Origin of the sequence: Legionella sp. km772, from assembly GCF_003989735.1 — a bacterium.
Taxonomy (GTDB): domain Bacteria; phylum Pseudomonadota; class Gammaproteobacteria; order Legionellales; family Legionellaceae; genus Legionella.
In genome coordinates, this window is record NZ_RZGQ01000033.1 from 1 (window position 1) to 21,033 (window position 21,033).

Here is a 21,033-nt window from a genome sequence, read left to right on the forward strand (position 1 = left end):
AACTCATTTAAATCACTTTGCTATTAAGTACAAATTGATTCTTAGAGCGAACCAGATTGCTTGGCAGGAGCTTAAAAATATGGCAGCTTAAAATTGACCGTGCGTAACATGAGTTATTAAAAATATAGCATAGTATTTAAAATTTATGAGTAGGAGGAAATAAATTCCTTTAACTAGGTTGAAAGGCTTGCAGGAATAACATCCGTTTTATCCCACGAGTTTGCTCATTACCTTCTAAAGCAGGAAAGCAATAAGCACTGGGTTGGAATCAGGTTATGATGCAGTTCACTGAATGGTTGCAATTGAAGCATTAATCGAAATAATTTTAATTTATACTTTAATCGGTAAGCTCTTAATATTAGGATCTTTGGAATAGGCCTCTAAAATATCATTTAAGAGCTGGGTTACAACCCCATTTTTATCATCTTCTTCAATTAAACCACCTTTGGCTTTCATCTCAGCCAAGCGTGCTTCAACCTCTTTAGCAATAGTTCCATTGGGAAATAGAGCTGCCAGCACCCTTCTTGCTTCCGCTGGACCTAATTGCCGGTATAAATGGTTTCTAACCGTCGCATCTTCAGCCGTGGTACTAAAGGCCCATAATTCTACTGGCCCTAAAGTTAAGGTCAATAATTGAACGTTGACACCGGTCTTAGTGGCAAACTGGGCTAAAAAGGTGGCTCCGCCTAATTTAGGGCCGTGAACCCGATTTCTTAAGGCGATTTTGGCCGTCTCAGACAAACCAAAAATAGAAGTGGTTTTTTCTATGGCTTGCGAGGGACCCGCATCCATAATATAAATCGAGGTGGCAAAGTCAATCATTACGGGATCAAAGTCATCAACGGATTGCGATAATAAGGCAATTTGTACTTTCCATTTACGTCCTTCCCGCATATCAATAATCACTTGTTCACGAACAGCTTGGGATTTAGCGGTTCGGTGGAATTCATCATAAATAATGCGTTTGTGGTCTTCGCGGATCTCCAATACCCGTTGTTTATGGTATTCTTTATATTGTTCAGGAATGTTATTCAGACTCTCTTCGGTCAAGTAATAATGCCGTGCTAAAACATACCTTGCCAACATATACATTACTGCAGTTTGCCGGTCAGCAGCATCTCCCCCACTTTTGGCTACCTCATCCAAATCTAAAGAAACTACCCGTGCATCGCCGATATCAAAACTGGTTACTCGCGACAAGATAGGGTATTCGCGAACTGCCGAGGAAATCATTCGCGAAAATGCGTTAATTAGTGACTCACCGGTAGGTGCCGTAACTTTTTCATATAAATCCTCAATAGAGGGGCTACGACAAATCGATGCAGCATCAGCAAGCAGCGGCATGGCATAACGTTGCGCCAGCAGTGCATCATGGATAAAACCTGCCGAATATAAGGCATCGGTCACTTCCCACCAGGTTGTTTTTGAATCACGGATAAAACCAATTTCTTCCAAAACGCTGTCAATGAACTCTTCTACCCCGGGAGCATAAGGAGTAGGGTTAAATTCATCAGCCATGCTTTTATATAATTCATCAACCACCATACCCGCAAGATCAGGCATCCCGTCATAGGGTTTAGCCGCACCTAAAGGGGTGGTAATCAAGGTAATAAAATTAACGAGAAATGAACGCTCTAAGGCAGTAGGGTAACGACAACCCAACTGAGTATCAAAAGGATTAATTGAATAGTCCGGAGTCATTCTCAAGCGGTGATAGGCCACCATATGCCGTTGGGCTGCGGGTAACGCTTCTTTTAATAGAGAAATCAAGCCGCTACTTGAAGGCCCAATATCGATAATAGCAATGCGGGGTAGGCGAATTAAGCCGCCAGACAGGCAAAGTGCTAAGTTTAAGGCATTTGACAATACTGATTTACCAGAGCCTGGACGCGCATAAACTAAATCAATCCAGGTCGTCTGCTCCGTGGAACCCGGTTGAAAAGGCCAAGGTTTACCATCAGGCGAACGAAATAGTAAGGCCCCATACTTCCAAGGTGATGCTGGTCGCGTAATAGGTAACATACTAATTACTTCACTAAGCGGTGCCACACTGGCTACGGCTGGACTGTTCATCGACATCGCCAAAGTGCTCGCAACAAAACCTGCGAACGGATCTCCACAGATGTCTGAAACGTCTGTAGAGCCCCAACCTTGAATCGCTTTAACTAATTCTGAAGTACGTCGACGAAGCAGGGGAATGTTATCTTCTGGGGCCCAAGTAGTAGCAACCACCCGTAAGCGAACGATGGCTTCATCTGTGTTTAATTGTAAATATTTTAATAGGTTTACCGAATCACTAATTAGGCGATTTTGCGCTGAACTGAAACTTAAAATAGAAGATAACAAACCTTTTAATTTAATCGTTCCCAGACCTTCACTTTCCACTAAAAATGAAATTTTCCAAGGAATATGAGAAGGTAAAATCCGTGCGAATAAACTTACAAAAGGACGAACATCTTTGGGAAATAAATCGATATAAGCGGACGAATAAATTTTATCGCCTACTCGTACTGTTCTTAAATCCAGGTTTTCTCCATCTCGTGGTAGCACTTGTTTCGCTAAGGGCGGCCATAATAAATCCGAGGCATCGCCTTCAAAACTATTGATCTCGCGAACTGAAACTTTGTCACCTGGTAAAGTAGCTCGCCAATCATCAGCCGTAAAGTCAGAGTCGGCGGTCATGCGAATTGCGTGGACAGCTTCGTGCACTTCGAGTAAGCGGGCGACTAAATGCAGCGTATCCATGTCATTCAAAACAGCCCTAACATAAGCATCGTGAGTATCCCGTAGTTCCGGCATCGCCGCATAAACAGTCTGAGTATTTTTAAATGGTGGGGCCTTCGTATCTTTAATCATCTTTAATTTAGCTTTATTTGCCGCCTTTAATTGATCACTGGGCAAATTGAAAGGACGAGTAACGAGGACGAAATAAACTCTCTCCTCCGCGCAATATTGAGCTAAATAATCGACGCGTTCAGAAAAAAGATCTTTTAGATTTAAATTAAGCCGCTCTGCTGTATTAACAGCAGGGTCGTAAATATCCTGAATTAATTTTTTTATATTTTGCTTATCATGACTAAAATAAACTTGCAGTGCATGACCAGGTCGGCTCATGGCTGCTTGAAATGAGTTATTTAAACCGTAAACTAAGGCTTCAAATTCGTCAGCTCCTGCCAAAGCAGTAATTCCTTCAATTTTTAGAATTGAAAGAAGGGAACCATCATGATTCACTAAAACAGTAGGACTATCTGCTGTTTCTAAATCAATATAAGATTCTGTGGTTTGTTTTAATGAGGTACTAAGCCACGCAAAAAAAGTGTCTACGCCCTCAAAAAATGAGTCTCCCCAACTGGCCATTTAAAATCCTCTCTTAATCGGCAATTTCCTGTAAGGCGCTTGCTGCCCATTGTTCTATTTGTTTACGGAATTTAGCTCTGGAAGGCAGGAGACAGATATTTTTAAACAGTTGTGCTCTGCTTTCTTCCTTATCAATAGCTGAATCGATTATCAATTGGCCAAATATTGCTGGATCACTAGATCCTTCACCAAATTTTTCTTCAACTATTTGTGATCTAAACTTAAATGCACGATAAATATTTTGGGCACTTCCTTTATAACCAGTATCATTAGTAATAGCACAAAATAAGACATGACATAAACTATTTAGTTCTGCTTGGCTTAGCTCAGGCAAGTAAACCAATGTGCCACCACCATAGCCCCCTACCCCCACAGATTCAAGGAAAAAACACTGGGAGCAAAAACAGCAAGCAGTGACTAAGTTTGCTAATTTATTATTAGTATAATCGCCATCTAAGTTAACAATTTCTTGAAATAGACGGGCTTGGAACCCGCAAAATTGACAGGTGTATTGGTCTCTACGAAATATTTTTTCTTCATAGGCTTTAAAGCGCTCATCAATTTTTCGCGCTGAATATAAACGCCAAGCTCCAGGAGTTGCATTTAATTTAATTTGACATCGTTTTTTATTATCAGCCATGTTTAGGCCCATTTCGTGCAATTAACCGTAGAAGTTGAACCGCAGTAACAAGGGTCAAATTTTTCGCTTTTAGCAATTTCAATCTGACCCTGGCTTACCAACTATCACTTCACAAACAGCTAGTAGAGCATTCAATTATCATCACTATTAGCTACCAGTAATGGTCATACCAGTAGGACCAGCTGTTGAGCCTTGAGCACCGAACATAGTATAGCCAGCAACGCTTAAGATCGAGGGTAAGAACAATAACGCAGCCGCAATAAATACTAAGGAAATCGGTGTACCAATAGGAATTTGAGTGGGATTGTCTTTATGCTGCTTAAATTTCATGATAGCACCAATCGAGAAAGCTAAGCCTGCAACATAAGAGCCCCCAGTGATCGCATAACCTACGTTGGTAAACGTTTTATATATAGAACTTGCCATCGTACCTATGGTTGTACCAGCCGATGCATCTTGGCACACGAGCAGCAACACCGAAAAACTTGTGATGCTAATGAACCAAGGCTTACAAATTTTCAATAAATTTTTCACTTTCACTCTCCTAATCTCTCACTTTTATTTTTAATCTTAGCTACCAGTAATGGTTTGACCAGTAGGACCAGCTGTTGAACCTTTAGCACCAAACATAGTATAGCCAGCAACGCTTAAGATCGAGGGTAAGAACAATAATGCGGCGGCAATAAACACTAAAGAAATCGGCGTACCAATAGGAATTTGGGTAGGATTATCTTTATGCTGCTTAAATTTCATGATAGCACCAATCGAAAAAGCTAAGCCCGCTACATAGGAACCGCCGGTTATCGCATAGCCGATATTAGTAAAGGTTCCATATAATGAGCTCGCCATATTACCTATAGTTGTTGCCGATGCTTCTTGACAAACTAGCAGTAACCCTGAAAAACTCAGAATACTGATCAACCAAGGCTTACAAACCTTCAGAAATTTTTTCACTTTTACTCTCCTATTTAGCCACTTATCTTTAATCTGAGCTACTAGCAGTTAACAATACTAGTAGAACCAGCTGCTGCACTCTGTATTACCAGAATAATGATTACCTTAAGTACCATATAAAGTATTATTAATCATATCCAGTGTACCCACAATATTCATAGCTAAAATCCCGCCACAAACATGCATTAAACCTTTTCCAGTGCCACCTGGTTGTTGTCCTTGGCCTGATGCGCGAGCAATTAATACCCATCCACGCACAAATGCGATTACTCCTATAACTTGAATGATGATAGATAAGGGTTCCCCCACTGCACTACCACTGCCAAATAAAGTATCAAATGCATTATTCGGACTATTAACCGGTGCATACTGCAATACATTTTCATAACCAAATGAGGTCTGCATGAAAATTTTAAATGCCGTAGGAAAATAAATTAACATTGCACCCGATGCTAAATAGATCAAGGGCTCCTTCATACTGCCATTATTCGACATCATCGTTCTAGATTCGCCGTACGATCGTAGAGTTGCGATTGCTTTAAATACAAACAGCAAACCTATCAGATATGCAGCCCCTGTCACAAGTTTTTCTACAGCAGGCATTGAATTGGCAACATTATTTAAAATGTTTGCCTGACTCGCTAACCAACATGCTGTAGTACCACCAGTACAAGCCATAAATGCCTCAACTATCTTCTTGACTAAACCGAATTACCTGCCCAGAACTAGTGACAACCCGACCCTCTAAAGGATCAATGAGCTTCACCACTCCATATCCAGCTATTTTAGTTCCCTCTCTTACTGTAAGTGTAGAACCATTTGTGCCAATTATCCAAGCGCGACCAGGAATTACTGCTTGAATATAATAAACTAATGGTGAAGTCATTGGTTTACTTATATGTTTAATCACCCGTTTAGGTTGGGTGCGTACCATTAGTACATTAATTTCCTCAGTTTGTTTGGCTAATTGCGTAGACAAATTGTTAATCACTTGGTTTAAACTGGCAATTTGATTATTTAAATTCTGTACATTGCTATTGACCGAGTTTACTTGTTGACTCACCGTTCCGACTTCAGAGCGGACATTCTGTTGCGCCATCTCTATGGCATTAACTTTTTTAGTCAATTCCGAATTATCCACCGTATTTACAGGTTGTGGATTATAGGAGGGTGCTGAATTAACTACAGGTTGTGTCGTCGGTTGGGTTATAGGTTGTATAGTCTGCGTAGGCTGGACTGCTGCTATTTGACTGGTCGGCTGAACCGGTTGTTGCACGGCTACCTCATCTTTCTTATGGATAAATGAGCCAATAATTTTATACAAAACCATAGCCAGAATAATTAATCCCAGAGCAAGTATTGCATTACGTTTAATATCTTTTTTAGAACTTCCCACCGGCCTTTCAAAGGAAGAAGTTCCAGAACTTTGTTTAGAGTCAGGATCATCCATCATTGGGTTATCAAGACCATCAAGCTCTACAAATTTATATTCATCGTTTTGATCATTTTCTGCCATTTTATTCTGCCACCAAGGTTAGCTAATTGTCACATCTTGTGTAAATAAGACCCCAATACCTGTTCCTGCGTAAACCTCTACAGTAACGGGCGTATTAAATAATTGCTGTGCTGCTTGCCCCCAGTTTTGACCTACTTGGGCCAAGCCAATCACCGCATTCTCTAAAGCAGATCGCCCAATACCATTTTGAATAGTAATATCGTTGCCACCGCCAGTACCGCCAATGGTGACCGTTGTATTAGCCGATTGGAACGCATTACCAAAACCTTGTAAAAATGAAGAGGCAAAGAGCGAACCATAGCGCATCATATAATGATGATCTGTTCTACTTGATAATGCGGTTCTAGCTGTATTGGGGTCAATAGCAAATGCTGATATGCCTATGGTTTTGTTATTGCCTGGGATAGACATCGCATTAAACGTAATCACCATGCTATTAGCATTAGAAGGGAGGTTAAAACTGCCTATGAGCTTAGCCCCTTTGAATTTACCCGTTACAATAGTTGCAAGTATAGGTCCGGGCTCGTCACTGTTTACGGCCGTGTCCATAATAGCAAATAAAATGTCGCCCATTTTAATTACAGTGGCTGAATTAGCATTAGCGGCACTAGTTGGAGCGAGTGGATTAGAATCAGGAGTTCCACCTGCTGCAGCTACAGCTGCTGCACCAGCCGCCTCTTCTTTGTCAGGCGTACCCTCTATATAGGTCTGCACACTAACCTCTTTCCAACCCTGGATCAATTGATTTCCTGCACCGACCATATCATTAGAACGCTGTTGGATTTTCTGTTGATATTTTTGCTCAGCCATTTGCTCATTTTGTTTGTTAACAATCGATTGCAATTGTTGGGCATTAGCGGCGAGATTAGAGGATACGTTTTGATTATTCCCTCCAATACCAGGAATCGCGGCTATATTCGAATTAGCGGATGAAAGGTTAGGAGCACCAAGTCCTGCCACCGATGATTCGGAGGGAGAAAAACCAGCTGCAGCCAGTTGATCCGCACTATAGCCTGCATTACTTAATTCTGCTGCAGTGAATCCAGCATCTTTTAAATCTTTTGCACTAAAGCCAGCGTCTTTTAATTGGCTAGCAGAAAAACCTGCCGCTTTTAAATCCGAAGCACTAAACCCTGCATCTTTCAAATCTTTGGCGCTAAAACCTGCATCTTTCAAATCCTTAGCGCTAAAACCTGCAGCTTTAAGTTGTGCTGCAGAAAAACCTGCTGCCTTTAAATCCGCTGCACTAAAGCCCGCATCCTTCAAATCCTTAGCACTGAAACCTGCATTTTTTAATTCTGTCGCGCTAAAACCAGCATCCTTTAGTTCTTTAGCTGAAAAACCGGCTGCTTTTAAATCTGCGGCAGAAAAACCGGCATTTTTCAATTCAGCCGCAGTAAAACCAGCATCTTTTAATTCTTTAGCTGTATAGCCTGCTGCCTTTAATGCCGCAGCCGAACAGCCCAAGGTTTGTTTTATGGTTGCCGCTGAAAGCCCTTCAGCCCTAGCTTTTTGTAAATATGCAACACTGCAATCTGCTGTTCTACCTGCAGCAATAATATCCGCTGGATTAACGCCGCTATCTTCTAATTGCTTCGGTGTAAATCCTGCTGCCAGTAATTGGGCCGGAGTAAAGCCTGCATCTAATAAGGATTTGGCATCAAAACCTGCAGCTTTCAAATCAGCTGCACTGCATCCGTTTAACTGCCTTATGCGAGCAGCAGAAACACCATCTGCAAACAGTTGCTTTAATTTAGCAGGATCACAACCAGCTGCTTGAATAGTTTGATCAGAAATAGGGCTGGTTGCCGCACTGATTTGTTGGGGAGTATAACCTGCAGCCAATAATTGGGCAGGGGTAAAGCCTGCATCTAACAAGGATTTAGCATCAAAGCCTGCAGCCTTTAACGCCGCCGCGCTACATCCATTTAAGTCCCTGATTCTTTTTGCTGATACCCCTTCGGCCAGAAGTTGCTTTAATTTATTAGGATCGCACCCCGCCGCTTTAATCGCATCATCCGATACAGGATTCATCGCTGCATTAATTTGATCTTGGCTAAACCCAGCAGCTTTCAATTGATCAGGAGTAAAGCCTGCAGCTAATAAAGATTTTGCACTAAAGCCCGCCTCTTTTAAGGCTTGCGCACTACAGCCATTTAGTGCTTTGATTCGCGCAGCCGATACCCCTGCCGCAAACAGCTGCTTTAGTTTGGCAGGATCACAACCTGCTGCTCTAATTGCGTCATCGGACTGCTTTTGGGCTGCACTTATCTCTTGAGGAGTAAAGCCTGCTGCTAGCAGTTGTTCTGGTGTGTATCCTGCATCAATTAAAGCGCGAGCATCATAACCCGCGGCTTTTAATGCCGCAGCACTACAGCCATTTAATTCTTTAATTCGCGTCGCACTAACCCCTTCTGCAAAAAGTTTTTTTAATTTATTAGGATCACAACCTGCCGCTTTGATCGCCTCATCAGAAACCGGGGTGTTCGCGGCACTAATTTGCTGCGGAGTGAATCCGGCATTAGCTAAATCGGCATCGGTAAATCCTGCTGCTTTTAAGGCTTGAGCACTACAGCCAGCATATTGCTTAATGAGTGTTGCACTAACCCCCGCTTCTCGCTCACGTTTAAGCTCTTCAATATTACAGCCAGCATTTTTAACATCAGCTGCTGATATTCCAGGCGGCAACTCGGCTTCTGCTGCTTTAATTTGAGCAGCAGAATAGCCCGCATTGGCTAGCTCTGCAGGAGTATAGCCCGCATTTAGTAAATCCCTTGCCGTATAACCTGCCGCGCGCAATTGTTCGGGAGTAAATCCTGCTTTTCTTAAGTCCGCAGCACTAAAACCCGCGTCTTTTAAATCTTGCGCAGTGAACCCAGCTGCTTTCAATTGTTCCGCACTGCATCCGCTTATTCTTCTTATAGCAGAGGCGCTAACTCCGGCTTTGCGCAACTTACTTAAAGCATCCGCACTACAACCGGCTTTAAGAACATCAGCAGCGGTAATTCCATCTGGTAAACCACTAGCGCGGGCGATTTCTGCATCAGAGAAACCAGCCCCCTTTAATTCACCATCTGAAAAACCACCATCTTTCATTTCTTGGGCAGTAAAACCCGCATTACGCAATTCACAAGCGTCAAAACCACAATCTCTTAAGCGTCCAGCAGAATAACCAATGTCTTTTAATTGCCGGGCATTATAACCAGCAGCTTTTAATTCTTTACAAGCACATACACCTTCTAGATCTTTAAGATTATACCCGTTGTCTTTTAATTGGACGCAACTGCACGCAGATTTTAAGTCGCTTAATTGCGCGCCTTGGTTGATTACATTTTCCATTGCTGATTTACTGCAGTTACTATTTTGCAAGGATTGAATCCATAAACTTTGTTGCGGCCCCGCATCTTGTTCATTTGCTAAGGCGACAAAACCAACCCCACTTTGTGAACCAATAACCCCAACACCTTGACCGATACTTTGAGTACGGATAATAGTAGGAATTGCACTTCCACCAGAGGCCTCAGCTTTTTCAGCTTGGTTGACGTTTTGTTGTGATTGAAGTTGAGCATACTGTTGGGTCGGGTCTAATACCCCAGGAATAGATTGAATATTCGTAGGCCCACTTGCTACTTCGGATGATAAAGAGGATGTCGAATCTGAACGTAATTTAATATAGCCGATAAGTATGGCCACAATTAACATAATTAGTGTAAATAGAATAATCACCCTTGTCCGAGTGTTGGAAAACAGTGATTTTAGGTTTTCTTTTCTGCTTGCCATTGCTATAGACCCTCTACCTTGAGCTGCATGACTTTACCATGCCAGGATACCAATAAGACCGGAGATTTTTGCATTTCGTAGGCATGAGTTCCATCAGCACTCGTCATGCTTGCAATCCAGCCGGGTGATAATATAGTTAAATTTGTTCTGACGTACATTTTTTCCTGAGCTAGCCATGCTCGGGCATCTCCTCCATTGACCACTAGACGCTGGCTATTGGGAGGTGGTACTCCATCTAAAACATGAAGCAGCACATCATTCGCTGCTGGAGGAATCCCTTCTTCCATAGGCATATTTTTAGCATTAGGCCCATAGCCCTGGATTCGTAAATCCACGCGGTAATCCACCGCTTTTTGTCCAGGGATTAAAGTAAGCATCACCGGGGTATTTAAACCCTTTAAACGGACGGCTAAATTCCCATAGTTATACATTTTAGATGCTTGAATCATTAAGGTATTGCTTGTTTTATCCCATTGAATATTAAAAGCAGACGGGTCGCCTAAATCATAAGCAGCAATAGGCCAAGGTGCTCCAGTTGAATCAAGAAACACTAAGGAAGAAACAAAGCCTTGTGATAAACGAATAACTGGTGGTGTTGAACCTGGCGATAAATTGACTAACTGCGAGGTAGCCGTAGGTTTCGGTGGGGTGCCAACGGGTGAAGCTTGAGCATATTCGTTAGTCTGATAAATTTGCTTTAAACGCAAAACTTGCTCCGGGTTTAAGGGATAGATACTACGCGTCATTTCATTAAAGGCTTTATTTTCAATGACCGCATCATCACTCTCACTAACCCCGACTGTATCAACAGGCTTATTTGGGGTAGGGTTAGCAGGCGTATTGGATGAGGCCTGCTTATCGGTCCCTTGGCCATTGGCGGCTTGTTGGGTGTTATTTTGCCCCTGCGCGCCAGCTCCCTGAGCATTTGCTTGCCCATTTTGTCCCCCGTTTTGCGAAAGACGTTGTTGTAAAAGACGTAACTGTTGTAATGCTTGTTGAGCATCATCAGATTGCGCCAACACATTATCAACTACTCCACAACTTACAATTGTGGCCATTAGAGTCAATTTAAAAAATGCTCTCATAATTAACTTACCCCGCCACTTGCTGGTCCTACAACAAATTGAGCAATACCTATTCCACGAGGAGAATTCAATGTGGAAACTCGCGTTATTAACATCGTTACAACGTTATTTTGTTGTGTAAATTCACTCGCACTTTGGTAAGTTACCAGAATAGGCATTTGAACCCGCCATGAATAACTTCCATTTAAAACTCCTTTTTGTAAAATAATCGGCGCGCGAGTTGCCACCGCAGATACAATAAGTTTTTTTGCTTTCACCGCATCTAGGTTATTTGATTGTTGTAAGGCATTTAAGAATTGATCCCAACCCTCTGCTGTAAAAAAGCCAGATGAGGCTTGTAGTTCGTCTCTATAATTCACGAAATTATAAGTAAAGGCGGCAATGGCTGCTTGGTTGGCCCATTGTAAAACCGCCGAATCAGATTGGTTTGGCTCATTAAGAGGGAATAAAGGGGTAATACGCCCATTTATTGAGGTAGCAAAATATTTAGGAGCAGGTGGATGGCTAATAATATAAAACAGCAAGCCTCCTAACAAAAAATTTGCCAAGATTGCAATAAGTAAAGCAAGCATTACTTTTCGCTGGCTATCTTTATAAAATTGATTTCTTAATTGCACAACTGCCAAAGCATCTTCAGCCATAATTTCCTCTGTATTACTGCGGTATAATTCTTTCCCTGTCATCCGTTGGTGGATCTGGATCAAGTAAAGGTTGAGAGCTCTGATTCGCCTCATCCATTGGGTTTAACTGTATCGGTGCTGTAACTCCACTAGTTGCATAAAAATCACGTGGAGGTTCATTTAAATGGATATAGCTTATTAAAACACCCAAACCTATATTGAGAAACAGAGAAAAAATTAAGAAAGTTAACCCACGACGGTAGGCGTTTTTATTAAAACTTTTATTTTGTTTAATTAGTGCCCAGGTTTCTTTACTCATTTACATTCTCTATTTCACTGCGTCTCTAAAGGTAATTTCAACTCGAGAATTAAGAGAGGAATCTCCACCTTGAGTAGTTCTCATAATAGGTTTATCACTGCCTAAACCTTGAGTAAAGATAAATCGACTATCCACACCCTGAGACCATAGATATTCGCCAACCACACGTGATCGAGCCAAAGTTAACGCACGCTCTCTTTGTACCGAGACATATTTACTGCTATGGCTGGATATAGTAATTGCTACTTTGCGAAATTGTTTCAATAAATTAGCGACTTCATTTAATAAACCATAAGATGCCCAGGTAAGATGGGGGGTTTGATCTTCAAATAAAGCACTAGAAGGTATGCTAATCAGATAATCCTGACCCAAGGTGATTACCCTGACACCTTTTCTATTTAATTTTTTTAAAAATTTATTCACCGTAGCATCACAGGCGCCTCTTACTTTACAAGGAAGCGTGGTAAGTTGCTCATCGGGAACATACTTATTGTTACCACAAGCACTTATTTGAAATAATGCTAGTATGGCCATTACGCGAATAATTCGCCCAGTGTATTTAGTACGTCCTACTTTCACTAAGATCCCCATTATATGAAGCTACTTTAAGAAAGAACTAAAACTATCTTAATCAATTTTGTTAGGAAAAATAACCCATAATGAGTACGTTACAATGAATTTAAGAAAATTGCTATTTTTTATATAAAATTATTTACTTAGATAAGATAAACGATAATAAATCGTTAACAAAAAGAGACCAATACTAGGACTTTAAGGACTAGGCAATATAAAAATTAGGGATGTGGTAATAACTTAGGTGTATTGAAAGTCCCTGTATTAGACAAGGCTAATACAGGTGATTTAATTGGAAGCCGCAACACAGCACTATAACTCAGTTTTTTGATTGGCTTTTTCACGCTCCGCCGCGATTTTACTCGCGAGGTTTGTTACAACTTCAGTAAGATCTTCCGGAGCAATAACATCCCTTTCCTCCGGTGGATAACTAGTAGACAATTGGAAATCTTTGATTAGTTCATTAGCAACCGTACCAGCATATTTGTCTTTTGCACCAGCTAGACGTTCAATCATCATCATCTGATTTCTCGTTTCATTAATAGGTAATAAGGGCTCTGCAAACATCATCTTATCAACAGCTAAAATTGGAGGCGCATTTTTATTAACCCGTAAGTTACTGAAGATAGTTAAGGCTCCTTCCACCTCTTCCTCAATTAAAGCCTCTACGGGTTCTGGTTCGTTATGGCCATGGAAGGAAATTAGGGCAGCCACGCCACGCTCAATAGGCTCTTCAATAGTAGAGTCATGCAAAGCTTTAGCAATAATAGAAATTTCCTCTGTTTCTACGTGCTTATCAATACTTAGCTCACCGCTTGATAAAATTTCTTGAAAGGAAGTTAATTGCTTCTGTAACTTCATTAAATAATCGTCAGGAGGAGGTTCTACTTTTAAAAATTGGTTAATTTTTAATTGTTTTACCGGTTTGGGGTTAGCATAAAACATACGGGCACGCACGATTTTAGATTTGAAAAAGATATGCGCCTCACCTTCAGTTTGCTCTTTTAAGTCTAATAAGTCCACCCGAGCTCGTTTTTCATAAGAAGAGCTTTTCGTATCCATGTAACTATTAGTGATGCTTCCATCTTGAGTTTGGAATGAATCTACTTTTGTAACATAAGCCTCACCAGCAGTTTTGGTAAAGAAGTCCCAAGTTTCAGTGGGGTCCTCTAATTTCATACAGATTTTAATGTTGGTGTTCGCGCCGATGGATGCAGCCTCCTCCTTAGATGCCTTTTGGAAGGCAGGCAAATCTTGTCCCGCAAAAATTGCGGAGAAACCTAAGGAACGTGCTTGCGCAGGAACTACTGCAAAACCTTGCACGGCATAATAACCGTACTCATCAAGGATACACATATAAGGTGTAGGCGCATTAGTAGGCTTTCTTAAAATGACGTCACGGTAATCCCCTTCAACGTCCTCTCCCAAGCCTGCTGCCATCATGGCTTTTAATGAGGAAACAATAATTTTGCCCAGGTTAGATAACTCATCGGGAGATTTTTCTAAGGCCGGTAAGAGCACCACTAAAATTCGTCTATTTAACACCACATCTTTAAAATCTACTTCTGCTAAGTTGGTACGAATAATATGACCATAAGTATCTGCTAAAGAAGAGAAACTGCGCACTAACTGCATGGTGATAAAACCATGTTGCTCTAACACTTGAGAAACTTGTTTTCCTTTTTTCTCTTTATTATAACCAGGTAGGGTATTTAAATAGTTACGCAGGGGGTCGGTCACCAACTTGGGTACCGATTCAATGTTAACACTTTCTTGATCATCGCGAGGAAAAATTTTATCAATAACCATTGACTCTAAGCGCCCTAGGTCAAAATAGTTACGAATAGTGTTCGCATCAAGAAGTACGGCCCCATCATCGCGCATATAAACGAGAAGACGCATTAAGGCCTCAACGAAAGCAATAGCACGACCTTTCCACATATCACCGTCCCCACCACCTTGTGAGGAGCCCATGAGGCTGACTACTAGCTGAGTTAACATACTAGAGGAACCTTGGCAAAAAGGATTGAGTGTATTCGATAATCGTCGTTCTTGTGGTCCAACAATATCGCGAGCACCGGTCATAAAGTTGATTAATAAAAGGTCATCCTCACGCCCCATACTACGCACCATAGAGAATACCTTTGCGTAAAGGGAGTTATCGCCTTTTCCATCCACATAAATAAAGCCGCTTCCTTGAACCAAGGCATTATAAGACAAGGAAACCAAACATTCTGTTTTACCACTACCAGTAGAGCCGAAAATTAAGGCATGCGTGCGCATGTCATCATTAGCAAACCAAAGCTCCTCACCAGTTTTCCTATCATTCCCAAAAAAGGCAATCCCGCGGGCCGTATTAGGTTTATTAATACCGGGTTTTAAATCATTGAAATCTTTTGCCTTTGAAATAAGTGGTAGACGAAAAGGAAGTTTTCTTTTGCGCGTATAACAATAACTAAAAACAATAACACCAAGTAATAAAATAAGCGTTGCAGCTTCCGAAAAATAATAGGTTAGGCCGGCCAGACTAAATAAAACAATGGATATATTAGTAGCATCACTAAAAAAATCGGCTAAGCGTTGCGTAAGAGTCCGCGTGTCTCTTAAAAGGAGACTGGGATCTATCTCATTACGTGTATCAATACCTCGCATCATGGCTCTAACTCCTCCATTTGACGTGGGCTTAATTTCACTTCTTTGATGGCAATTTCCAAGGCTCTAATTGCTTCATCAATCATTGGGACTAAAGAGCGCCGCCCTAACTCTCTTTCAGCACGCCAGTGAGCAAAGGGACCAGCAACCTCCGCATAAGGAGTTTGTCTCCCTACACAATTAAGCATATACCATAATCGGCGGTCCACAGGCTTTAACCATAAAAATTCTGAAGAAGGAACCACGCCATCATTGCGAGCGGCGGTTAGCAATGAGCTAATGACCGTTAATACGTAGGCATGTTTGGCTACAATTTCTTGCACCCCTTCAGTATTTTGGTATTTTTTCATAATGGGTCTTGCTACCGAAAAATCCGGTTTACCCGCCACATAGGTCTTATCTAAGGTATGAAGAATTAAATTGGCACCGTCTCTATCCCTATTCATTCGAGCCATAAATACTGCACAAAGAGCATAGGCTTGGGGTGAGCAATGTTCGAACCCCTCCCAGTAGGGGCCAAGTTGCATGGTGAAGACGCGTTTTGCATCGCCCTTACGTAAACCTGCGGTCATTTCCATGCCCGGCATTTGATTATCTAATAAGGCATCATCTTTGCGTAATAGCTTATGTTTACGGGCAAATTCCATCGGAGTTAATGCCATGGCCCACGGGCCTTGGTTAACATCTTGACTGACTAGGTCCTCTTTTACGATAGGCATAATTGCCGGCCAATTGAACTGCTCTTGAGCGCGCAAGGTATTCATATTATGCGCTTTTTTATATTTTAAAATGAGATTGGATTTGTAAAGCAAGGTGGCGAGAACAATTAAAATTAAGGCGATTGGGTAGCGCATATAATCGCCAATTTCTTTAGTCATGGTAACCATCGTACTCCAATCAACGCCCGCTGTGGGGACAGTTTGCATTAGAGTAATTTGCTCTTGGAGTAAGGGATTATTAAGAAATAAATTGATTAATTTACCTTCCCAAATATTTAGGAAGAAAACAAAACTGACAATATGCTGATGCCCAAGCGTCCAAATCGCCCAAGCCGTAATAAACACCAATACCGTAATCCATACGGGTGCTAAGGAATTATCTCCGCCTTGTCCTTGTGATTGTTGAGCCATCGTAGTAACTAATGTTATGTTATTTATTTAAGTATATATCGCATCATTCTAATTGGCGACTTTATATTAAGCATAAAACAAATATAAAGTATTTTTTAAACTAGTACTAAGCAGGCATTTTTACCAGTCGTCCTCGCTGAAATTGATAAGTGCCTGTAGAATGAACAAAACGACTAATGTTTTCTAAATTAAGTGTTCGGTCTTTTAAACTTAAAAGCGGTGTACCTAATTTATCTTTCAGAATTTTATCTGAAGAGAGTGTTAGGATATCTTGTTTATCAATAAAAATCGCAACATAAGCCTCATTGTTTTTATTATCTTTCAACTTAAGGATTTCTTTAAGATCCTCTTCATTAGCATAAATGGGCCGCGACACCGTTTGTTTGGGAAGATTGGCAACTATTCGTTCCCAACTTTGGATGTTCGTTCCATCAAAACAGTATAAAGAAATAAAAATTTCTTGCTGATTACTTCGTAAAGCCATTTTGTTGGCGAGTTGAGATTCATTTCTTAATTCATGTTCAGTCTTAGCGCCTAGACGCGTTAAAAAATCATCGCGGATAGTGATTAAGTTTTTCCCAATCATTCTAAGAAAGTTAGACTTATCCCAAGGCCCTTCTTCAATTGCTTTATTCAGAGCCTTTAAAATTCGTGCATTTTGTTCATCTGTAAGTCGTTCGTTCATAGATTAAATAAAACTCGCAAAGTTATTTTAATAAGATTTATTAATCAAAGTATAACAGGATTTAGAGAAGTGAAAGAACTGAAATTAATATTATTTAGGCTGATAACCACTTTTTTGTTCATCTTCTGCAATGGGCTCATTTCCCTTGCGAGAGGTAAAAATAGCATTAAAGTTATTCTTATAAATAGAACTTGTAGATGATTGCCCAATACCCTCTTGCGCTGTGGCACTCGCTGTATAGTTTCTTTGCGGTGCATTAGCAATAGCATTTTCCATCTCTTCATCACATTCAAAAAGAGTCTTAATTGCTTCTAAAGCATCATCAGTAGGATTTACTAATTTGGTTCGTTCCAATTGAACCTGTACCCTACGTGCAAACGCTAAAGCTTCGGTTGCGCTGATTGGTTCAATTTGTGGATTGGCCATTACAAACTCCTAAAACCAAAATATTTATTATTCGTTATGATAAGTTTAACAAATCTACTCATGCAATAATGCTTCTTTATCAATAACTTTCGTTTTCTTTACAATAATGCAAGTATTAATCGTACATGAGCTCGTCTAAAGGGGTGTAATCTTTACTCGGCCCACCTTGCATTAATTCATTAACTACATCAGTAATACATAATAAACGTAAAACATTAGGTGTAACATCATCAAAAACTACTCGGACACCTAAAAGGGCTCCCTCAGTTTCATCGTAAGTAGCCCCTAAACCATAACCTAAGCACAAAGAACAGAGCTGATCTGCTCTTTTGGTAATCGCCGGAAGCAAGCCGGTGTCTGAAAAAACCTCTTCAAAGCCGACAAAGCGATCATTTAAATAAAACTTTGCATTCATTGCGCCGGCTATTGCAACCATACATTTGCTTATATCTCGTTCCATTCATTTCCACCATGGTTGTGATGATTTCAGATTACCCGCTAAAAATGAGCGCATCCAACGCAAAAAAACAGGTACGGTAAAACCATAATGCTCAATAATAGCAAAAAAAACGGCAGATATTAAAACTATCATACCGGTCCAAATTCTAATATGCATCAAAAAGAAAAAGAGGGGAAATGCGGCCCGCGCATCTACCAAAAAAAAACGCGCACTACGCGCAGAGTCTCTCCAGTGAGAGGATTCAGAGAAATCTCCCGATGCCATCCGTTGACCCCAATAACATGAATTACACTTAACTAAAGTATATACCGAACTTAGAGTTTATGTTACTAAATACGAAAAACCCTTATCCCAAAAACTCACTTAATCCATCGGAGTATGCTGATTAGTCAAGGAGGCGTTTAGAATTTCTTCTAGCTTTTTACCCATATTGGGCGAAGGCTTAAGCTGTGGGGCATCTAAATCAGCTGCTTCAACTAAACTAGAATGATTTTGAGCACGAACATTTTTTCCTGCCCTCATTATCTCTAATATTTTTTGAGTACTGCCAGCCATCGGAACTCCTTAGTTACAGCTCTAACAAAAGAATAACAAAAATATCTTAAGGAATTATTAACCAATACACCATTTTTTATTTTATTGAAAGAATTTTTTGGTCTAAGTGAAAAAATTTTTGGCTTGCTCCACTAAATTCACCAAAGAAGGAAGAATTACTGTTAACTCCTTTTCAGAATACTCGTGAGCTTGATAGGCGGTTTGCCAAATTCCTTGTGGCCATAAAGGATCTTGTTCTCCGCGTGCAACACAGTGGATATGGAGTTGACGCACCATATTCCCTAAGGTCGCAATGTTTATTTTTTCAGGTTGATAATAATTTTTTACCAATAGGGACAACTGGTTTATTTCCTGCATTAAAAGCCCCTGCTCCTTGCCAGACAATTGATATAATTCTTCGAGCTTGGCTCTTCGTGGAACTAAAAGAAACCAGGGATAATTTCGATCATTTTTAAGTAAGACCTTCGCTAAGGGCCAATCGCCTAAAACAAAGCTCGAAGCAGCAATTCGCTCATCCAATTCAAACAAGACAGACTCCTTAATGCCAATTAATTGCGCATTGTAAACAAATAATTTATTCAAATATAGAAACAATAGATAAATTTTAATAAAAGCTATTGAGTATCTAACCTATTATGCGTTATGTTGAAACTACCTATGCATTAATAGGGGTTTTACAATTGTCATTTATGGAAGAATGCAATTGCTCAACTGGTCCAATCACCAGTCGACGATTGATAGGCTTTAGCAAAAGGAGGATTCATGGCTAGAGGCGAAGTCAAGTGGTTTAATAACGCCAAAGGTTGGGGTTTTATTATTCCAGAAGGTGGTGGTGAGGATATTTTTGTTCATTTCTCATCGATTCATGGAACAGGCTATAAAACCTTAGTTCCGGGCCAAGGGGTAAGTTATGAAGTAGCGCATGGCGAACGAGGCCTTCATGCCTCGAATGTTATTGCACTTACTGAAATAAATGAAGAACAAATGGCTTAGTTAGTAAGGTACTTTCTTTCTCGCAGCAGCTTAATAATAATTATGCTGCTGCGTCCATCAACTTAGGGTATCATATGAGGCCTATTTAATCTAAGTTGCCTTATAGATGAAACGTGGTTTATTACTTATAAATCTGGGAACTCCAGATGCGCCCAAGCTGTCTGCAGTACGCAAGTATTTAAATGAATTCTTAATGGATAATCGGGTTATAGATTTGCCCTGGCCTCTTCGTTGCCTCTTGGTCAAAGGCATAATCATACCCTTTCGAACCAAAAAGTCAGCTGAAGCCTATCAATCTATATGGGTAAAAGAAGGCTCACCCCTTTTAGCAAACAGCCAGCAATTGTGTGAACAACTACAAAAGAGTTTGGGGGATAATTATAAAGTGGTGTTGGGAATGCGCTATGGTAAGCCTTCGCTCGCCTCAGCCTTGGCTCAATTAAAAGAATGTGATGAACTTCTTATTATACCCTTATACCCACAATACTCCTCGGCTGCCACAGGCTCAGCCTTAGAGGAAGTGTGCCGATTGCTTGCTAAACAAGAACTCATCCCTTCCGTCAAGCTCATCAATCAATTTTTTCAAGACTCTGCTTATGTTCAAGCGCAAAGTGAATTGATTAGATTGCACCATCCTTCAACCAACCATCTTTTATTTAGTTATCATGGTATTCCAGAGCGACAACTAAGCAAAGCAGGTTGTGAGGAGATTTGTGTCGCCGAGTGCCCCCTAGAAAAGAATCCAAGCTGCTATAAAGCTCAATGTTATCAAACGAGCCATCTACTTGCCCAACACTTAAATTTAACTAAACATCAATATACTACCTCATTTCAATCAAGATTAGGAAAAACGCCATGGATAAAACCATATACCGATGAGGTGTTGATAAAACTTGCCGCTCAAGGGGTTAAAAATTTAACCATCACTTGTCCTTCTTTTGTTACTGATTGCTTAGAGACCCTGGAGGAAATTGGCCTGCGCGCCAAAGAGCAGTGGCATCACTTGGGAGGAGAGCAATTTGTGCTCGTTCCCGCAATGAATAGCCATCCCTTATGGGTAAAAACGCTTAAAGATATCAGCCTGCAACAACCATGGGCTAGATAAGCACAGCACTTAACAGTATCGATGAGGTAACTGATGCTCCAAAGCTGTGCGGTGCTGCTTCTTGATAACTCATGTTACGCACGGTCAATTTTAAGCTGCCATATTTTTAAGCTCCTGCCAAGCAATCTGGTTCGCTCTAAGAATCAATTTGTACTTAATAGCAAAGTGATTTAAATGAGTTTT

Annotated in this window: 21 protein-coding genes and 1 pseudogene; 3 read left to right on the forward strand and 19 right to left on the reverse strand. The window is 40.7% G+C overall.

The window, feature by feature from the left end:
- Positions 1–330 precede the first annotated feature (330 nt).
- The 19 genes and pseudogenes from ELY15_RS05650 to ELY15_RS05740 all read right to left on the reverse strand — a co-directional run bounded on the left by ELY15_RS05650 (position 331) and on the right by ELY15_RS05740 (position 19,334).
- The gene (locus ELY15_RS05650; RefSeq protein ID WP_127098685.1) at positions 331–3,357 is read right to left on the reverse strand and encodes a type IV secretion protein IcmB; all 3,027 of its coding nucleotides are present in this window, start codon (positions 3,355–3,357) and stop codon (positions 331–333) included.
- Between the two features lie 13 nt (positions 3,358–3,370).
- Positions 3,371–3,997 carry a type IVB secretion system protein IcmJDotN gene (gene icmJ / locus ELY15_RS05655; protein ID WP_199744176.1) on the reverse strand — a complete coding sequence of 209 codons (627 nt, stop codon included), beginning with the start codon at positions 3,995–3,997 and terminating at the stop codon, positions 3,371–3,373.
- A gap of 147 nt (positions 3,998–4,144) precedes the next feature.
- The gene (locus ELY15_RS05660; RefSeq protein ID WP_233586527.1) at positions 4,145–4,531 is read right to left on the reverse strand and encodes a type IV secretion protein IcmD; all 387 of its coding nucleotides are present in this window, start codon (positions 4,529–4,531) and stop codon (positions 4,145–4,147) included.
- A gap of 36 nt (positions 4,532–4,567) precedes the next feature.
- Positions 4,568–4,951, reverse strand: coding sequence for a type IV secretion protein IcmD (locus ELY15_RS05665; RefSeq protein WP_127098687.1), 384 nt, complete (start codon positions 4,949–4,951; stop codon positions 4,568–4,570).
- A 105-nt stretch (positions 4,952–5,056) separates the two neighbouring features.
- The gene (locus ELY15_RS05670) at positions 5,057–5,629 is read right to left on the reverse strand and encodes a type IV secretion protein IcmC (RefSeq protein ID WP_127098688.1); all 573 of its coding nucleotides are present in this window, start codon (positions 5,627–5,629) and stop codon (positions 5,057–5,059) included.
- 7 nt (positions 5,630–5,636) lie between these two features.
- Positions 5,637–6,467 (reverse strand): type IVB secretion system protein IcmG/DotF, encoded by an 831-nt coding sequence (gene icmG / locus ELY15_RS05675; protein ID WP_127098689.1) that lies wholly within the window; start codon positions 6,465–6,467, stop codon positions 5,637–5,639.
- Positions 6,468–6,485: 18 nt separating this feature from the next.
- Positions 6,486–10,247 (reverse strand): type IVB secretion system protein DotG/IcmE, encoded by a 3,762-nt coding sequence (dotG, locus tag ELY15_RS05680; protein ID WP_127098690.1) that lies wholly within the window; start codon positions 10,245–10,247, stop codon positions 6,486–6,488.
- 2 nt (positions 10,248–10,249) lie between these two features.
- Positions 10,250–11,089, reverse strand: a pseudogene (locus ELY15_RS05685) (DotH/IcmK family type IV secretion protein); the annotation flags it as partial.
- 245 nt (positions 11,090–11,334) lie between these two features.
- Complete coding sequence (locus ELY15_RS05690) at positions 11,335–11,973, reverse strand: type IVB secretion system apparatus protein IcmL/DotI (protein WP_127098704.1); 639 nt, start codon at positions 11,971–11,973, stop codon at positions 11,335–11,337.
- A 13-nt stretch (positions 11,974–11,986) separates the two neighbouring features.
- Positions 11,987–12,271, reverse strand: coding sequence for a type IVB secretion system protein IcmM/DotJ (gene icmM, locus ELY15_RS05695; protein ID WP_127098692.1), 285 nt, complete (start codon positions 12,269–12,271; stop codon positions 11,987–11,989).
- Positions 12,272–12,280: 9 nt separating this feature from the next.
- Positions 12,281–12,850 (reverse strand): type IVB secretion system protein IcmN/DotK, encoded by a 570-nt coding sequence (gene icmN, locus ELY15_RS05700; protein ID WP_370449389.1) that lies wholly within the window; start codon positions 12,848–12,850, stop codon positions 12,281–12,283.
- A gap of 306 nt (positions 12,851–13,156) precedes the next feature.
- Complete coding sequence (locus ELY15_RS05705) at positions 13,157–15,499, reverse strand: TraM recognition domain-containing protein (RefSeq protein WP_127098693.1); 2,343 nt, start codon at positions 15,497–15,499, stop codon at positions 13,157–13,159.
- Positions 15,496–16,626: a type IVB secretion system coupling complex protein DotM/IcmP gene (icmP, locus tag ELY15_RS05710; protein ID WP_127098694.1), complete on the reverse strand. Its 1,131-nt coding sequence runs from the start codon at positions 16,624–16,626 to the stop codon at positions 15,496–15,498. Before icmP ends, ELY15_RS05705 begins: the two co-directional genes overlap by 4 nt.
- Positions 16,627–16,732: 106 nt before the next feature.
- Positions 16,733–17,311: a Dot/Icm secretion system protein IcmQ gene (gene icmQ, locus ELY15_RS05715; protein ID WP_127098695.1), complete on the reverse strand. Its 579-nt coding sequence runs from the start codon at positions 17,309–17,311 to the stop codon at positions 16,733–16,735.
- 90 nt (positions 17,312–17,401) lie between these two features.
- Entirely contained in the window at positions 17,402–17,737 is a 336-nt protein-coding gene (locus ELY15_RS05720; protein ID WP_127098696.1) for a hypothetical protein, read from the reverse strand.
- Between the two features lie 115 nt (positions 17,738–17,852).
- Positions 17,853–18,197, reverse strand: coding sequence for a type IV secretion IcmS family protein (locus ELY15_RS05725; protein ID WP_127098697.1), 345 nt, complete (start codon positions 18,195–18,197; stop codon positions 17,853–17,855).
- Positions 18,198–18,461 (reverse strand): IcmT/TraK family protein, encoded by a 264-nt coding sequence (icmT, locus tag ELY15_RS05730; protein ID WP_127098698.1) that lies wholly within the window; start codon positions 18,459–18,461, stop codon positions 18,198–18,200.
- A 99-nt stretch (positions 18,462–18,560) separates the two neighbouring features.
- Entirely contained in the window at positions 18,561–18,752 is a 192-nt protein-coding gene (locus ELY15_RS05735; protein ID WP_127098699.1) for a hypothetical protein, read from the reverse strand.
- Between the two features lie 102 nt (positions 18,753–18,854).
- Positions 18,855–19,334 (reverse strand): HIT domain-containing protein, encoded by a 480-nt coding sequence (locus ELY15_RS05740; RefSeq protein WP_233586530.1) that lies wholly within the window; start codon positions 19,332–19,334, stop codon positions 18,855–18,857.
- A 180-nt stretch (positions 19,335–19,514) separates the two neighbouring features.
- Between ELY15_RS05740 and ELY15_RS05745 the strand changes: the two genes are divergently transcribed.
- The 3 genes from ELY15_RS05745 (at position 19,515) to ELY15_RS16065 (ending at position 21,024) form a co-directional block, all read left to right on the forward strand.
- Positions 19,515–19,745 carry a cold-shock protein gene (locus tag ELY15_RS05745; protein WP_127098701.1) on the forward strand — a complete coding sequence of 77 codons (231 nt, stop codon included), beginning with the start codon at positions 19,515–19,517 and terminating at the stop codon, positions 19,743–19,745.
- Positions 19,746–19,851: 106 nt separating this feature from the next.
- On the forward strand, positions 19,852–20,850 hold the full coding sequence (hemH, locus tag ELY15_RS05750; RefSeq protein ID WP_127098702.1) for a ferrochelatase: 999 nt from the start codon (positions 19,852–19,854) through the stop codon (positions 20,848–20,850).
- A 33-nt stretch (positions 20,851–20,883) separates the two neighbouring features.
- On the forward strand, positions 20,884–21,024 hold the full coding sequence (locus ELY15_RS16065; RefSeq protein ID WP_158617415.1) for a hypothetical protein: 141 nt from the start codon (positions 20,884–20,886) through the stop codon (positions 21,022–21,024).
- Positions 21,025–21,033: the final 9 nt, after the last annotated feature.

Coding starts and splice junctions, on each gene's coding strand:
- icmJ (WP_199744176.1), bottom strand. CDS start 3,997: ATGGCTGATAATAAAAAACGATGTCAAATTAAATTAAATGCAACTCCT.
- ELY15_RS05745 (WP_127098701.1), top strand. CDS start 19,515: ATGGCTAGAGGCGAAGTCAAGTGGTTTAATAACGCCAAAGGTTGGGGT.
- hemH (WP_127098702.1), top strand. CDS start 19,852: ATGAAACGTGGTTTATTACTTATAAATCTGGGAACTCCAGATGCGCCC.
- ELY15_RS05670 (WP_127098688.1), bottom strand. CDS start 5,629: ATGGCTTGTACTGGTGGTACTACAGCATGTTGGTTAGCGAGTCAGGCA.
- icmP (WP_127098694.1), bottom strand. CDS start 16,626: ATGGCTCAACAATCACAAGGACAAGGCGGAGATAATTCCTTAGCACCC.
- icmM (WP_127098692.1), bottom strand. CDS start 12,271: ATGAGTAAAGAAACCTGGGCACTAATTAAACAAAATAAAAGTTTTAAT.
- ELY15_RS05720 (WP_127098696.1), bottom strand. CDS start 17,737: ATGGCCAATCCACAAATTGAACCAATCAGCGCAACCGAAGCTTTAGCG.
- icmQ (WP_127098695.1), bottom strand. CDS start 17,311: ATGAACGAACGACTTACAGATGAACAAAATGCACGAATTTTAAAGGCT.
- ELY15_RS05650 (WP_127098685.1), bottom strand. CDS start 3,357: ATGGCCAGTTGGGGAGACTCATTTTTTGAGGGCGTAGACACTTTTTTT.
- dotG (WP_127098690.1), bottom strand. CDS start 10,247: ATGGCAAGCAGAAAAGAAAACCTAAAATCACTGTTTTCCAACACTCGG.
- ELY15_RS05735 (WP_127098699.1), bottom strand. CDS start 18,752: ATGGCTGGCAGTACTCAAAAAATATTAGAGATAATGAGGGCAGGAAAA.
- ELY15_RS16065 (WP_158617415.1), top strand. CDS start 20,884: ATGCTCCAAAGCTGTGCGGTGCTGCTTCTTGATAACTCATGTTACGCA.
- ELY15_RS05705 (WP_127098693.1), bottom strand. CDS start 15,499: ATGATGCGAGGTATTGATACACGTAATGAGATAGATCCCAGTCTCCTT.
- icmG (WP_127098689.1), bottom strand. CDS start 6,467: ATGGCAGAAAATGATCAAAACGATGAATATAAATTTGTAGAGCTTGAT.
- icmT (WP_127098698.1), bottom strand. CDS start 18,461: ATGGCATCGGGAGATTTCTCTGAATCCTCTCACTGGAGAGACTCTGCG.
- ELY15_RS05690 (WP_127098704.1), bottom strand. CDS start 11,973: ATGGCTGAAGATGCTTTGGCAGTTGTGCAATTAAGAAATCAATTTTAT.
- ELY15_RS05725 (WP_127098697.1), bottom strand. CDS start 18,197: ATGGAACGAGATATAAGCAAATGTATGGTTGCAATAGCCGGCGCAATG.